The 14,580-nt window shown below is 55.2% G+C and carries 17 protein-coding genes; 13 read left to right on the top strand and 4 right to left on the bottom strand.

Annotated elements, in window-relative coordinates; translation table 11 throughout:
* Positions 1-55: 55 nt before the first annotated feature.
* From fldA to ybfF, 3 genes are all read right to left on the bottom strand, one after another.
* Complete coding sequence (gene fldA / locus QMZ30_RS08395) at positions 56-586, bottom strand: flavodoxin FldA (RefSeq protein WP_034829111.1); 531 nt, start codon at positions 584-586, stop codon at positions 56-58.
* A 137-nt stretch (positions 587-723) separates the two neighbouring features.
* Positions 724-999, bottom strand: coding sequence for a LexA regulated protein (ybfE, locus tag QMZ30_RS08400; protein WP_039330471.1), 276 nt, complete (start codon positions 997-999; stop codon positions 724-726).
* Positions 1,000-1,167: 168 nt separating this feature from the next.
* Positions 1,168-1,932, bottom strand: a complete 765-nt coding sequence (gene ybfF, locus QMZ30_RS08405; RefSeq protein WP_283227006.1) for an esterase — start codon at positions 1,930-1,932, stop codon at positions 1,168-1,170.
* A gap of 248 nt (positions 1,933-2,180) precedes the next feature.
* On the opposite strand from ybfF, the gene seqA reads away from it, so the two are divergent.
* Both seqA and pgm read left to right on the top strand, forming a co-directional pair.
* Positions 2,181-2,720 (top strand): replication initiation negative regulator SeqA, encoded by a 540-nt coding sequence (gene seqA / locus QMZ30_RS08410; RefSeq protein ID WP_283227007.1) that lies wholly within the window; start codon positions 2,181-2,183, stop codon positions 2,718-2,720.
* 25 nt (positions 2,721-2,745) lie between these two features.
* Positions 2,746-4,386: a phosphoglucomutase (alpha-D-glucose-1,6-bisphosphate-dependent) gene (pgm, locus tag QMZ30_RS08415; protein WP_283227008.1), complete on the top strand. Its 1,641-nt coding sequence runs from the start codon at positions 2,746-2,748 to the stop codon at positions 4,384-4,386.
* Positions 4,387-4,425: 39 nt separating this feature from the next.
* On the opposite strand, the gene kdpE is transcribed toward pgm, so the two are convergent.
* Entirely contained in the window at positions 4,426-5,100 is a 675-nt protein-coding gene (gene kdpE / locus QMZ30_RS08420; protein WP_283227009.1) for a two-component system response regulator KdpE, read from the bottom strand.
* A gap of 245 nt (positions 5,101-5,345) precedes the next feature.
* Between kdpE and QMZ30_RS08425 the strand changes: the two genes are divergently transcribed.
* The 11 genes from QMZ30_RS08425 to nei all read left to right on the top strand — a co-directional run bounded on the left by QMZ30_RS08425 (position 5,346) and on the right by nei (position 14,571).
* A complete protein-coding gene (locus QMZ30_RS08425) occupies positions 5,346-5,546 on the top strand; it encodes a DUF2517 family protein (RefSeq protein ID WP_283227108.1) in 201 nt (66 codons plus the stop codon).
* A gap of 150 nt (positions 5,547-5,696) precedes the next feature.
* Entirely contained in the window at positions 5,697-6,653 is a 957-nt protein-coding gene (locus QMZ30_RS08430) for a YbgA family protein (RefSeq protein WP_039330460.1), read from the top strand.
* A gap of 12 nt (positions 6,654-6,665) precedes the next feature.
* Positions 6,666-8,093, top strand: a complete 1,428-nt coding sequence (gene phrB, locus QMZ30_RS08435) for a deoxyribodipyrimidine photo-lyase (protein ID WP_283227010.1) — start codon at positions 6,666-6,668, stop codon at positions 8,091-8,093.
* Between the two features lie 17 nt (positions 8,094-8,110).
* Positions 8,111-8,854, top strand: coding sequence for a type 2 GTP cyclohydrolase I (locus QMZ30_RS08440; protein WP_039330456.1), 744 nt, complete (start codon positions 8,111-8,113; stop codon positions 8,852-8,854).
* A gap of 149 nt (positions 8,855-9,003) precedes the next feature.
* The gene (pxpB, locus tag QMZ30_RS08445; protein ID WP_283227011.1) at positions 9,004-9,660 is read left to right on the top strand and encodes a 5-oxoprolinase subunit PxpB; all 657 of its coding nucleotides are present in this window, start codon (positions 9,004-9,006) and stop codon (positions 9,658-9,660) included.
* Complete coding sequence (gene pxpC / locus QMZ30_RS08450; protein WP_283227012.1) at positions 9,654-10,586, top strand: 5-oxoprolinase subunit PxpC; 933 nt, start codon at positions 9,654-9,656, stop codon at positions 10,584-10,586. Before pxpB ends, pxpC begins: the two co-directional genes overlap by 7 nt.
* Positions 10,576-11,313: a 5-oxoprolinase subunit PxpA gene (pxpA, locus tag QMZ30_RS08455; protein WP_283227013.1), complete on the top strand. Its 738-nt coding sequence runs from the start codon at positions 10,576-10,578 to the stop codon at positions 11,311-11,313. Before pxpC ends, pxpA begins: the two co-directional genes overlap by 11 nt.
* 58 nt (positions 11,314-11,371) lie before the next feature.
* The gene (locus QMZ30_RS08460) at positions 11,372-12,100 is read left to right on the top strand and encodes a DUF969 domain-containing protein (RefSeq protein ID WP_058972617.1); all 729 of its coding nucleotides are present in this window, start codon (positions 11,372-11,374) and stop codon (positions 12,098-12,100) included.
* Positions 12,100-13,116: a DUF979 domain-containing protein gene (locus QMZ30_RS08465; protein ID WP_058972618.1), complete on the top strand. Its 1,017-nt coding sequence runs from the start codon at positions 12,100-12,102 to the stop codon at positions 13,114-13,116. Before QMZ30_RS08460 ends, QMZ30_RS08465 begins: the two co-directional genes overlap by 1 nt.
* 7 nt (positions 13,117-13,123) lie before the next feature.
* Positions 13,124-13,771 (top strand): pyroglutamyl-peptidase I, encoded by a 648-nt coding sequence (gene pcp, locus QMZ30_RS08470; protein WP_283227015.1) that lies wholly within the window; start codon positions 13,124-13,126, stop codon positions 13,769-13,771.
* A gap of 11 nt (positions 13,772-13,782) precedes the next feature.
* The gene (gene nei, locus QMZ30_RS08475) at positions 13,783-14,571 is read left to right on the top strand and encodes an endonuclease VIII (protein WP_283227016.1); all 789 of its coding nucleotides are present in this window, start codon (positions 13,783-13,785) and stop codon (positions 14,569-14,571) included.
* Positions 14,572-14,580 lie beyond the last annotated feature (9 nt).

A 14,580-nucleotide genomic window follows, 5' to 3' on the forward strand; every position in this document is an offset into this window, starting at 1 on the left:
AGGAGATTCCTTTGTTCCGATGTGAGACACCGCTCACATCGGGTAGGGAAGGGGATCAGGCTTCGATGATCTCTTTCAGCTGCAGCTCATCAAAAATCTGCTTCACCCATGCATCAACACGTTCGTTGGTCAGTTCAGGCTGACGGTCTTCGTCAATCGCCAGGCCCAGGAAGTGTTTGTCGTCTGCCAGGCCCTTAGAAGCTTCGAAGTGATAGCCTTCAGTTGGCCAGTGCCCAACAATAACAGCACCGTTTGGCTCAATGATGTCACGAATGGTGCCCATTGCGTCGCAGAAGTACTCGGCATAATCTTCCTGGTCACCACAACCAAAGAGCGCAACCAGTTTGCCATTGAAATCAATTTCTTCCAGTGTCGGGAAGAAGTCGTCCCAGTCACACTGGGCTTCGCCGTAATACCAGGTCGGAATGCCCAGCAGCAGGATGTCGAATGCTGCGAGATCTTCTTTGGTGCTCTTAGCAATGTCATGCACTTCGGCGACATCTTTACCCAGTTGTTTCTGGATCATTTTTGCAATGTTTTCAGTGTTGCCGGTATCGCTGCCGAAGAAAATGCCTACGATTGCCATGGGTTAGATAACCTCTTAAATCCTGATTGTGAAAGTAAGTCAGTTGACTGCACATTTAAGCGAATGATAGCAGACCAGTGAAAAGCGCGGAACGTGTAAAGTCTTAACTTTGTGTTCCTGTGTGCGGTCTGTGCGCGTTAAGACAGTTTGAGTTGCGCCAGCAGCATTTGTTCAATCAATTCGCTGCGACTGATGTTTTGCTGATCGGCCAAGGTGTTAAGTGCGTCAACAGCTTCGCTGGACATCTTTAGCTCAACACGACGCAGCCCTCGCACTTTATCGCGCTTGAGCTGGTTACGTTTGTTGATACGTAACTGTTCGTCACGCGTCAGCAGACTGGTTTTTGGTCGACCAGGACGCCGCTCGTCCGCAAAAAGATCGAGCGTGGTACGGTCTGTCTGTTCTTTTGCCATGATTTGTGAAACTGAGTGGGCGCGAACGGCGGAAAGGCGCTGCGCGATTTATACATTATCGGCCCGACCGCGGCGAAAAAATCATCCGCGGCAAATTTTTAGCGCGACATCATACTCCAGCGCCTTCCGTGACGCCAACCCTAAACCGCTTACGGCAAGCTTTTGCTTTTACAGGTTAAAAAAGCGACGAACCGTGCGCAAAACCGCATCAGGTTTTTCCGCGTGCACCCAGTGACCGGCACCGCTGATCACATGTGCATGAGCCTGCGGGAACTGACGCAGCAGCGCATCGCGATGCTGATTGTCGAGATAAGGCGAATCACCGCCGCGAATAAACAGTGCCGGATGTGGCCAGGCAGGGATATCTTCCCAACCAGAAATCGTGGTGTAGTTATCCCACAGGACAGGGACATTAAAGCGCCACTCTCCCTCGGCAAACGATTTCAGGATGAACTGAATGACGCCCTCTTCACTGATGTGCTGACGCATCACTTCCGTGGCTTCACTGCGACGCGTCACGCCTGCGGCGGTCACGGCACGAATCGCGGCAAAGATTTCATCGTGACGGCGCGTTTGGTAATCCACCGGGGCAATATCAATTAACACCATCTTCTCGATGCGTTCCGGTGCCACGGCACTTAATGCCATGGCGATCTTTCCGCCCATCGAATGGCCAATCACGCTGGCACGTTCAATCTGGTGAGCATCCAGTGTGTCAACGATGTCTTGCGCCATTGCGGCATAATTCATGATCTCGCTGCGTTCGGATAACCCATGGTTACGCACATCAACTTGCAGCGTTGGGCGTGCATCGCGCACACCACGTGCCAGCACCCCCAGGTTATCGAGGCTGCCAAAAAGGCCATGAATTAACAGAATCGGTGTGGCATCAGGCGAAGATTGTTCAGTTTGCAGACGGGCGTTCAAAATCATGGCTAAAGTTCTTACGGTTGTGACCTTGGCTTAGGTTATCATGGATTCACCTGTCCAGGAGCCAGCCGGCCAGGCATTAGGGCATATTCCGACTTTTGCCCTGAAACGATGCCAGCGCTATCGGCTGCCACGGATTTAACTTTATAATCCTTATGTTAGAGCCCGCTCACATTTTGCACGACTGGATTTTGCTAAGGCCGTTGCAACAATGCGTGGTTCTGTCATTTGCCAGAATTGTACGGAATAAGATGAAAACGATTGAAGTTGACGAAGAACTCTACCGTTATATTGCCAGCCACACGCAGCACATTGGTGAAAGCGCCTCCGATATTTTGCGCCGCATGCTGAAGTTCACTGCAGGACAGAGTGCGCCCGCTGCACCTGCCGCCAGTGCGTCAGTCAAAGAAGCGCAGCCTGCGCGTAACGACGCGCGTCCTCAGGATCGCGTACGTGCCGTGCGTGAACTGCTGCTTTCCGATGAGTATGCTGAGCAGAATAAGGCGGTTAATCGCTTTATGTTGGTACTGTCAACGCTCTATCGTCTTGATCCGGCAGCTTTTGCTGATGCTACTGCCTCGCTGCAGGGCCGCACGCGCGTTTACTTTGCGGGTGATGAGCACACGCTGTTGCAAAATGGCACCCATACTAAGCCGAAGCATGTTCCCGGCACGCCGTACTGGGTGATCACCAATACCAATACAGGTCGCAAATGCAGCATGGTTGAACACATCATGCTGGCTATGCAGTTCCCTCAGGAACTGACAGAGAAAGTTCGCGGCACCATTTAAACCGAAGCGTCAGGGAGAAGCGCCAATGGCCAATCACCCCCGTGCCGGGCAACCCGCCCAGCAGAGCGATTTGATTAACGTTGCACAATTAACCTCGCAGTATTACGTCCTGAAGCCAGATGCGGCGAACCCGGACCATGCGGTGAAATTTGGCACCTCCGGCCACCGCGGCAGCGCGGGACGTCACAGCTTCAACGAAGTGCACATTCTGGCGATTGCGCAAGCGATCGCCGAAGAGCGTAAAAAGAACGGCATCACCGGTCCTTGCTACGTGGGTAAAGATACCCACGCGCTGTCTGAACCGGCAATTTTGTCGGTGCTGGAAGTGCTGGCGGCCAACGGTGTGGACGTCATTGTGCAGCAAGAGAATGGCTACACGCCGACGCCTGCGATCTCCAATGCCATTCTTGAGCACAACAAGCGTGGTGGCGCGCAGGCCGATGGTATCGTGATCACGCCTTCACATAACCCGCCCGAAGACGGTGGTATCAAGTACAACCCACCAAACGGTGGACCGGCTGATACCAATGTCACCAAAGTGGTGGAAGACCGGGCTAACCAACTGATCAAAGGCGAGTTGAAAGACGTTAAGCGTCTGCCGCTGGATCAGGCATGGGCGAGTGGACATATCGTGGAGCAGGATCTGATTCAACCCTACGTTGAAGGGTTGGCGCAGGTTATCGATTTCCCGGCGATCCAGAAAGCGGGCCTAAAAATTGGCGTTGATCCACTCGGTGGTTCGGGTATCGCCTACTGGCAGCGCATTGCTGAGCATTACAAGCTGGATTTGACCCTCGTTAACGATGCTGTCGATCAGACCTTCCGCTTTATGCATCTGGATAAAGATGGCGTGGTGCGCATGGACTGTTCGTCAGAGTGTGCGATGGCCGGTCTGCTGGCGTACAAAGATAAGTTTGATCTGGCGTTTGGTAACGACCCGGATTATGACCGCCACGGTATCGTCACGCCTGCTGGCTTGATGAATCCAAACCACTATCTGGCTGTCGCGATCAACTACCTGTTCCAGCATCGCCCGCAGTGGGGCAAAGATGTGGCCGTGGGTAAAACCCTGGTGTCCAGCGCGATGATTGACCGCGTAGTGAACGACATTGGTCGCAAACTGGTTGAAGTGCCGGTCGGCTTCAAATGGTTTGTTGATGGCCTGTTTGATGGCAGCTTCGGTTTCGGTGGCGAAGAGAGTGCGGGTGCTTCCTTCCTGCGCTTCGATGGTTCCGCCTGGTCAACCGATAAAGACGGCATCATTCTGTGCCTGCTGGCGGCAGAAATTACGGCCGTAACCGGTAAGAATCCGCAGCAGCACTATGACGAGCTGGCAGAGCGCTTTGGTGCGCCGAGCTATAACCGTCTGCAGGCACCTGCGACCTCGGCGCAGAAAGCGGCACTGTCTAAGCTGTCACCTGAAATGGTCAGCGCGGACACGCTGGCAGGCGATCCGATCACTGCACGTCTGACAGCTGCGCCGGGTAACGGTGCATCCATTGGCGGCCTGAAAGTGATGACGGAAAACGGCTGGTTTGCCGCGCGTCCGTCAGGCACTGAAGATGCCTACAAAATCTACTGTGAAAGCTTCCTCGGCGCTGAGCATCGCCAGCAGATCGAGAAAGAAGCGGTGGAGATTGTCAGTGAAGTGCTGAAAAACGCGTAATTGCTGACAGAAATGAAAAGGCCGCTAAGCGGCCTTTTTTTATGGCATGAAGCGATAACCGATTCCAGTTTCAGTGATCAAATGGCTGGGTTGGGTGGGGTTCGATTCCAGCTTCTGGCGCAGGTGACCCATATAGATGCGCAAATAATGGCTGTGCTCCACCGCATTTGGCCCCCACACCTGATTCAGCAGTTGACGCTGCGTCAGCACTTTGCCCGCGTTATTCAGTAATAAACTCAGCAAGCGAAACTCTGTGGGCGTCAGATGAATCTCCTTTTCATTGCGTAGCACGCGTCGCGCCGCCAGATCCACACTCACTTCGCCAAATTTCACTACCGGTTCAGGTTGGCTGCTTTGATGACGACGCAATGCAACCCGCACGCGCGCCAGCAATTCACCAATGCCAAACGGTTTGGTCAGATAGTCATCCGCACCCGCATCCAGCGCATCAATCTTATCCTGCTCATCACTGCGTGCAGACAGCACAATCACCGGCATGCTGCTCCACTGGCGCACTTCGCGGATAAAGTCATTGCCATCACCATCGGGCAGCCCAAGATCGAGGATCACCAGGTCCGGCTTGCGCGTCGCGGCTTCAATCAGTCCGCGCTGTAATTGCTCCGCTTCCACAATTTTCAGACCCTCGCTCTCCAGCGCCAGGCGCACGAAACGGCGGATCTCCTTTTCATCTTCAACAATCAAGATGGTCGTCACGCTGACTCCTGCCACAGGTAAAGTTAACACGTCACTCTAGCAAGAAACTGACACGGCGTCCGCGCTGATATTTATAACCTTATGTGATCTATAGTTTTACATTTCTGTAACTAACTTTCAGATAAGCCTGATTAGTGCAAAAAAAGATCAAAGTAAGTGGTCGGATGAGTAGTAAAATTACACAACCAAGGGTAATATCTGAGGCAGATCACATTTAACACAAAAATAATCACGAGGGGGCAATGATGTATCAGGCATATCCACTCTATAAAATCGTACTGCGCCGCGTGCTGGTGGTATTGGTTGGTTTACTCGCGCTGCCGGTGATGCTGTTCCGTCAGGACCGTGCGCGTTTTTACAGCTATCTGCACCGTGTGTGGTGCAAAACTAGCACCATGCCCGTCTGGCTCGCGCAGTCTGAAGCGGCTGCCGGTATCTACTGGTAATAACGCTACCTCGACAATAACCCGGGACTTGTTGCGAAGTGCCGGGTTTTTTTATCTGAAATTTTCATTTCCGGGTTATCTCCCCGCTGTTATCAACGTCTATTTCGGCTACACTTAAAACCTCTACAAGATTTTGGAGGTTGTACAAGTATGAGCGAAAAAATTCCTGTTGGTATCAGTGCTTGCCTGCTCGGGGATAAGGTCCGGTTTGACGGTGGCCACAAGCGTTTCGCTTTTGCAACCGACGAGCTGACACCTTTCATCCGTTTCGAACCGGTCTGCCCAGAGATGGCGATTGGTCTGCCGACGCCACGTCCAGCCCTGCGACTGGTTAAAGAGTCAGATGAGCAGATCCATCTCTGCTTCAGCAAAGATGGCGGCCAGGAAGTCACGGATGAGATGCAGCGCTGGTCTGCCGATCGCGTGAAATCGCTGCATCACCTGTGTGGCTATATTCTTTGCGCCAAATCCCCGAGTTGCGGTCTGGAGCGGGTGCGGGTGTATCAACCTGATACCAATGACAACCGTAAAGCCGGCACCGGCATTTTCACTGCCTTCCTGCAAAAAGAGATGCCCTGGCTGCCGCTGGAGGAAGATGGCCGTCTGCATGATGACGCGTTGCGCGAAAACTTCATGGGCCGGGTGTATGCGCTGCATGAGTTCAATGAGATGTGGCGCAGTGGGTTGACGCGCCACAAGCTGATTGCCTTCCACAGCCGATACAAATTGCTGTTGCTCTCCCATGCGCAGGACGAGTATCGGGAAATGGGGCGCTTTGTCGCGGCGATGGAGCAGTGGGACTCTCTGGAAGACTACGCCTATGAATACCGCATCCGCTTGATGCATCTCATGTCGCATCAGGCTTCTCGGCGTAATCACACCAACGTCCTGATGCATGTGCAGGGCTATTTCCGTCCTCAGCTCACCTCGCCGCAGCGTCAGGAGTTGGCCCAACTCATCGACCGCTATCGCACTGGCGTACAACCGTTGTTGGTGCCTATCACCATGTTGAAACATTACATGGCGGAGTTCCCGCACCCGTGGCTGGCACAGCAGCGTTACTTTGATCCTTACCCGGAAGCGCTGCGTCTGCGCTACGGTCAATAATCCCGGAGCGCTATGACCACCCATCTCGTCTGGTTGCGAAACGACCTGCGCATCAATGACAACACCGCTCTGGCTGCCGCCTGCCGTGACAGCCAGGCCAAGGTGCTGGCGCTGTTTATGGCGACACCTAAACAGTGGCAGCAGCACCATATGGCGCCGAAACAGGCGGCGTTTATCCATCAGAACCTGTGCTTGTTGCAGGACTCACTGGCCGAGCGCGGCATCAAGTTGCACTACCATCAGTGTGATGATTTTGGCGCGTCAGTGGATTACCTGAGTGAGTTTTGCCAGCAGCATCAGGTGGATGAGCTGTATTACAACTATCAATATGAGATTAATGAACGCGAACGCGATGCTGCGGCTGAAAAGCGCCTTGATGCACAGGGCGTGATTTGCCAGGGGTTTGACGACAGCCTGCTGTTGCCACCGGGCAGCGTACAGACCGGCAATCACAGTATGTTTAAAGTCTTCACGCCGTTCAGCCGTGCCTTTGTGCGTCGATTGCATCAGGGATTGCCGGAGTGCCATCGTGCACCGCAAGCGCGCCGAGATGCCCCCGTCAGTGCTGGCAAAAAAATTCCCGCTTTCGATTATCCGTTTGAAGAGATTGATGCGTCGCTGTTTCCCGCTGGTGAAGAGGCCGCGCTGAAACAGCTGCGGCATTTCGGCAAGCAGGCGGTGCAGCATTATCCTGAAGTGCGCGATTTACCGGCACTGGATGGCACCAGCCGCCTGTCGCCGTATCTGGCGATTGGCGTGTTATCTCCGCGCCAGTGTTTGCATCGCATTTTAAAAGAGCACCCTGATGCGCTCAATGAAGGCAAAGCCTTTACCTGGGTCAATGAACTGATTTGGCGCGAGTTTTATCGTCACCTGATGGTGGCGTTTCCGGCGCTGTGCAAACACCAGCCGTTTGTGGACTGGACGCGGAACGTAAAGTGGCAAAAAAATGCCGAACACCTCACCGCGTGGCAGCAGGGCAAAACCGGCTATCCGATTGTGGATGCGGCGATGCGTCAACTGAACACCCTGGGCTGGATGCATAACCGGCTGCGCATGATTGTCGCCAGTTTCCTGGTGAAGGATCTGTTGATCGACTGGCATGAGGGCGAGCGCTATTTTATGCAGCAATTGATTGATGGCGATCTGGCCGCCAACAATGGCGGCTGGCAGTGGGCGGCGTCCACCGGCACCGATGCCGCACCGTACTTTCGTATCTTCAATCCCACCACTCAAGGCGAACGCTTCGATAAGCAGGGCGAATTTATCCGCCAGTGGTTGCCAGAGTTGCAAGACGTGCCGGATAGCGATATCCATCAGCCACAGGTCTGGGCGCAGAAAAATAACAAGAAACTCGATTATCCCGCGCCAATCGTGGAACATAAGGACGCACGTAAAAAGACACTAGATGCCTTTGAGCACGCGCGCAGCGTGGCTTAAGTGGTCAGGGAGCCGGAATGAATAATGTCGAGTTAGAAAAGATCGTAAATCTTCAGCTGAACACCAGCGCCTTCAGTGACTATGCCCCTAACGGTTTGCAGGTCGAAGGCCGCGCCGACGTGAAAACCCTTATCACCGGTGTCACGGCTTGTCAGGCGCTGTTGGATGAAGCGGTGAAGCGCAATGCCGATGCGATTTTGGTGCATCATGGTTACTTCTGGAAAAGCGAATCACCGCTGATTAAAGGGATGAAGCGCCAGCGCCTGCGCACCTTGTTGACCAACGACATCAACCTGTATGGCTGGCATCTGCCGCTGGATGCGCACCCTGAATTGGGGAACAACGCGCAGCTGGCGAAGCTGTTCGATATTGACGTTAAAGGTGAAATTCAACCGTTAGTGCCTTGGGGCGAACTGGCTGAACCTTTGAGTGGCGAAGCGCTGGCCGCAAAAATTGCCGAACGGCTAGGGCGCACACCGCTACACTGTGGTGACAACGCGCCAGCACTGATCAAACGTGTGGCCTGGTGTAGCGGCGGCGGTCAGGGCTTTATCGACAGCGCAGCGGCCTTTGGCGTAGATGCCTTCATCAGCGGTGAAGTCTCCGAACAAACCATTCACAGCGCGCGCGAGCAGGGTTTGCATTTCTTTGCCGCCGGGCATCACGCCACCGAACGCGCCGGTATTAAAGCCTTAGGTGAGTGGCTGGCTGAAAATCATGGCCTGGATGTCACCTTTATTGATATCGATAATCCCGCCTGATCTCTCTTCTTCACGCCCTTAACCTGCGTTAGGGGCGCAAATCGGTTGACACATCTCCGTCACTTTCGCATAACTTATTGACTTTAAGCATAAGCAAAGCGCTTTGCGGGCATTTTTTGTCCGTTTTGGTGATGACCAGGAGGTAGGTTTTGCAACGAGCACGTTGTTATCTGCTCGGTGAACGGGCGGTGGTGTTGGAACTGGAACCGCCGATTTCGTTGACCAGTCAGCAGCGCATTTGGGGATTATGCCAAAGGCTGCAGCACAATGATCAGGTGCAGGAAGTGATTCCGGGGATGAACAACCTGACGCTGCTGCTGCGCGATCCTCAGCTGAATGCGCTGGATGCCATCGAGCGTTTACAGCGCTGGTGGGAAGAGAGCGAAGAGCAGATTCCTGAATCGCGCCGGGTTGAGATCCCAGTGGTGTACGGTGGCGTCGGTGGCCCCGACCTGCAGGTGGTGGCCGAGGGTGCCAGTATGACGCCAAAGCAGGTGGTCGAACTGCACAGTAGCATCGACTACGTGGTGTATTTCATCGGCTTCCAGCCGGGTTTCCCCTATCTGGGCGGCCTGGACGAGCGGCTGCACACGCCGCGTCGCGCTGAGCCTCGGGTACAAGTTCCGCGCGGTTCGGTGGGCATTGGCGGCAGTCAAACCGGCATCTATCCTCTGGCCGCACCGGGTGGCTGGCAGTTGATTGGTCAGACCCAGCTCAGCTTGTTCGATCCTTTACAACATCCGCCAACGTTGCTGCGTCCTGGCGACAGCGTGCGCTTTGTGCCGCAACAGGAGGGCGTATGTTAAACATTTTACGAGCCGGATTGATGACCTCGATTCAGGATCAGGGGCGCAGTGGCTGGCGGCAGTATGGCATCAGCGTGAGCGGCGCACTCGATCAGCCGTCGATGCGCACCGCTAATATGCTAGTGGGTAACCCGGAAGAGAGCGCGGTGCTGGAAATCGTGCTGGGTCAGTTTAAAGCCGAGTTTAAACGCGACGGCTGGTTCGCGCTGACCGGTGCGGGCTGTAACGCCGACCTCGACGGCAAACCGGTATGGACCGGCTGGCGCTTGCCGGTGAAAAAAGGGCAGGTGCTGTCTCTGGCGATGCCGGTGCGCGGGATGCGTAGCTATCTGGCGGTGAACGGCGGGTTTGCCACGGATGCGATGCTGGGTTCGCACAGTACCGATCTCAAAGCCGGCTTTGGGGGCTGGCAGGGGCGAAAACTGCAAGATGGTGATCAACTGCCGTTAGGGAAAGCCACGCGTGCCTTCAAGGCAAAAGCCGGTGTGCGCCAATTGTTGTGGGGCAACCGCATCCGCGCTTTACCGGGTCCAGAATACAGCGAATTCACACGTGAAGCGCAGGAAGGATTTTGGCGCAGCCCGTGGAAGCTCAGCCCGCAAAGTAATCGGATGGGCTATCGCTTACAGGGACGGCCGCTACAGCGCAAAGCCACGCGTGATTTGCTCTCTCACGGATTAGTGCCTGGCGTGGTGCAGGTGCCACCGAATGGCCAACCGATTGTGCTGATGGCCGATGCGCAAACCACGGGCGGTTATCCACGTATCGCCTGCGTAATCGAAGCTGACCTCTACCAACTGGCGCAAATTCGCCTCGGTGAACCCATCCACTTTATCCATTGCACCCTGGAAGAAGCCCTGCTGGCGAAGCAGCATCAACAGCGCTCCTTCGATCAAATAGCCTGGGGGCTTGCTCATGAAGATTGATCTCAATGCCGATCTCGGCGAAGGCAGCGCCAGCGATCAGGAACTGCTGACGCTGGTCAGTTCTGCCAACATTGCCTGTGGTTTCCACGCAGGTGATGCGCAAACCATGCTGCAGTCGGTGCGCTGGGCCAAAGCCAGCGGTGTGGCGATTGGGGCACACCCCAGCTTCCCAGATCGGGAAAACTTTGGCCGCACCGCTATGCAGCTTCCGCCGGAAACGGTGTATGCCCAGATGATTTATCAGATTGGTGCACTGAAAAGTATCACAGAAAGTGAAGGTGAACGTCTGGTGCATGTGAAGCCACACGGCATGCTTTACAACCAGGCGGCGGGAGATGCTCAGCTGGCGGATGCCATCGCACGCGCCGTTAAAGCCGTTGATCCCGCTCTGATTCTGGTCGGTCTGGCAGGAAGTGCTTCAATCGCGGCCGCTGCGCATCATGGCTTGCGCACGCGCGAAGAGGTGTTTGCCGATCGCGGCTATCTGGCGAGCGGGGCATTGGTGCCGCGTAGCCAGGCAGGGGCGATGATCGAAGAGGCCGATCTGGCTCTGGCGCAGACGCTGGCCATGGTGCAACAGCGCCAGGTGCAGAGCATCAGCGGTGAGTGGGTGAAGGTCAATGCGGAAACCGTCTGTCTGCATGGCGATGGTGCCCACGCACTGCAATTCGCGCGTACGCTGCGTGCGGCATTTACGGCACATCAAATCGCTGTTACCAGCGCATAACAATGATTCATCCGCCCGGCAGCTTGTCGGGCTTTTTATTTTCTGATGAGGGTAAACAATGGATAACGTGGTCAATCTCTGGCCGTTACTCGGCATTGCCACTATCGTGCTGGGGTTCGTATTACGCTTTAACCCGGTGCTGGTGGTGATTGTCGCCGGTTTTGTCACGGGACTGGCGGCGCATCTGCCGCTGGCTGACATTCTGGAAAAGTTGGGTTCCGGCTTCCTGAACACCCGTAACCTGCCGCTGATTCTGTTACTGCCGCTGGCGGTTATCGGCTTGCTGGAGCGCCATGGTCTGAAAGAACGTGCGCAAACCTGGATCGCGCAGATCAAAACCGCAACGGCTGGCCGTTTGTTGATCGTCTACCTGTTCGTGCGTGAAATCACGGCGGCACTGGGATTAACCAGTCTTGGCGGTCATCCACAGATGGTGCGTCCTCTGTTAGCGCCGATGGCAGAAGGGGCCACTGAAAATCGCTACGGCGAAGTACCCGATGAAGTGCGCCATCGTCTGCGAGCCATGTCGGCTGCCACCGATAACGTCGGTCTGTTTTTTGGTGAGGATATCTTTGTTGCCTTTGGTGCCATTATCTTCATGCACAACTTTATGCAGGAGTCGGCGGGCATCAGCACCGAACCGTTGCATATCGCCTTGTGGGGCATTCCTACCGCGCTCTGCGCCTTCCTCATCCACTCAGCACGTTTAGTGCGGCTTGACCGTCAGCTTGCGCGTGAATTAGGCGCACTGAATCAGCAGGCACTGAACGCTAAAGGAGGGCAATAATGTTTCAGCAACAATATTTGATGTGGCTGGCGGGTGTCATCCTGCTGGTGGTGGCAGTGCTCTCCTGGCGTGACAGTGCCAACCCACGCCGTTTTACCACCGGGTTATTCTGGGCGCTGTATGGCCTGATTTTCCTGTTGGGGGATGGCGCCTACCAATTGATGGGACAGTGGGCGGGTGATGCCGCGCTGGGTAAGCGTTGGTTACACATCGGCGTGGGCGTGGCCGTAGTATTGATGGCGTTGATTGCTGGCTTCGGTGGCGTGCGTCTCGGCAGCTATCATCAGCGCAGTGATAAGCAGAAACAGGAAAGCGCCGGGCGTCTGCGTAATAAACTGTTCCTGCCTGCGCTGGCAATTCCCGTGGTCACGGTGATTGGCGTACTGGCGTTTAACAATATTCCCGGCTTGCAGGATGCGGTGTTTGGTCCTGGCAACCACTCCACATTGGTGACGCTGTTCTCGATGATGGTGGGTTGTGTGCTGGGCTGGTTAATTGCCTTGAAGTTCACCCACGAAAAACCGCTGCAGTCGATTCAGGAAACGCGTCGCTTACTGGATGCCGTGGGCTGGGCGTTTATTCTGCCGCAGATTCTCGCCACGTTGGGCCTGCTGTTCACCAGTGCCGGCGTGGGCACGGCCATTTCCCATCTCACCGAACAGTATCTGGCGGTAGATAATCGTCTGATTGCGGTGGCCGTGTATGCGATTGGCATGGCGCTGTTGACCATGGTGATGGGCAATGCCTTTGCAGCTTTCCCGATTGTCACTGCGGGGATTGGCATTCCAATTCTGGTGTTGCAGCACGGTGGTAATCCCGCGGTGATGGCGGCGATTGGCATGTTCTCTGGCTACTGCGGCACGTTGATGACGCCAATGGCGGCTAACTTCAATATCGTGCCTGCTCGCTTGTTAGAACTGCCGGACCGAAATGCGGTGATCAAGGCTCAGGTGCCCACCGGTGTGCTACTGTTGGTGGTAAACGTGTTCCTGCTCTACTTCCTGATGTTCCTGTGAGGCCGTGATGAAAACCGTGTTGATGACCGCCTTTGAACCCTTTGGCGGTGAAAGCATTAACCCTTCGTGGGAAGCCGTACGCAGTTTTGATGGCAAAGAAATCGCGGGTGCACGCATTGTGGTGCGCCAGCTGCCAGTGGTGTTTGCCAGCTGTGGCAACGTGTTGACCAAGGCGCTGGAAGAGATTCAGCCAGACCGCGTGCTGTGCGTGGGGCAGGCGGGAGGACGCAGCGATATTACCGTTGAACGCGTGGCGATTAACGTCAATGACGCGCGTATTCCTGACAACGATCAGCAGCAACCGATCGATCAGCCTATTGTGGCAGATGGTCCAGCCGCTTACTTCTCCACGTTGCCCATTAAGGCGATTGTGGCGGCACTGCGCGAAGTCGGCGTGCCCGCGTCGGTGTCACAAACGGCGGGGACCTTCACCTGTAATAACGTGATGTACAGTTTGCTCCACTGGTTGCAGACCACCAATAGCCCGGCGCGGGGTGGATTTATCCATATCCCTTATATGCCAGAGCAGGCGGTAAACCATCCCGGCGTGGCGAGTATGGCAACCGCCAGCGTGATTCTGGCACTGGAAACCGCACTGCAGGTGATTCTGAGCACTGACCAGGACATTCGTGTCGTTGGTGGCGCAACGCACTAACAGGAGATGTGATGCCTGAGGGACCGGAGATCCGCCGTGCGGCGGATCAATTGGCCGCGGCAATGGTGGGCAAACCGCTGACCGATGTATGGTTTGCCTTTCCTGAGCTGAAAACCTACGAACCGGCGCTGATGGGGGAAACCATCAACGCCTTCGAGACGCGCGGCAAAGCGCTGCTGACGCACTTTTCGAACGGCTTAATTCTTTACAGCCATAACCAACTGTATGGTGTCTGGCGCGTGGCGCCCACGGGAACCGAACCGAATACCTCGCGGCAACTGCGCGTGCGCCTGGCGAACGCCGACCAAACCATCCTGCTGTACAGCGCCTCCGATATTGAACTGCTCAACGCGGATACTTTAGGTGCACATCCTTTCCTGCAGCGTGTCGGACCCGATGTGCTGGACGCCAGCCTGACTGTGGAGGAGGTGCGCGAGCGATTGCTGTCGCCGCGTTTTCGTCGTCGTCAGTTTAGCGGCCTGTTACTCGATCAGGCATTTTTGGCTGGCTTGGGGAATTATCTGCGCGTGGAGATTTTATGGCACGCGGGCTTGTTAGCGTCCCATCGTGCGCAAGATCTGACTGAAGCGCAGCTCAATGCGTTAAGTGAAGCGATGCTGGCAGTACCGCGTTTGTCGTATCAGATGCGTGGCAGTATGAAGAAATATCACCAAGAGGCGGCATTTCGTTTTGAAGTGTTTCATCGCCAGGGCAAGAAATGTCGGCGTTGTGGCACTCTCATCGAGAAGGGCGTGCTGTCATCGCGACCGTTTTACTGGTGTCCGGGATGCCAGAAATGAGAAGGGCGG

Source organism: Pantoea sp. EA-12 (genome assembly GCF_030053355.1).
Classification (GTDB): Bacteria; Pseudomonadota; Gammaproteobacteria; order Enterobacterales; family Enterobacteriaceae; genus Pantoea; species Pantoea vagans_C.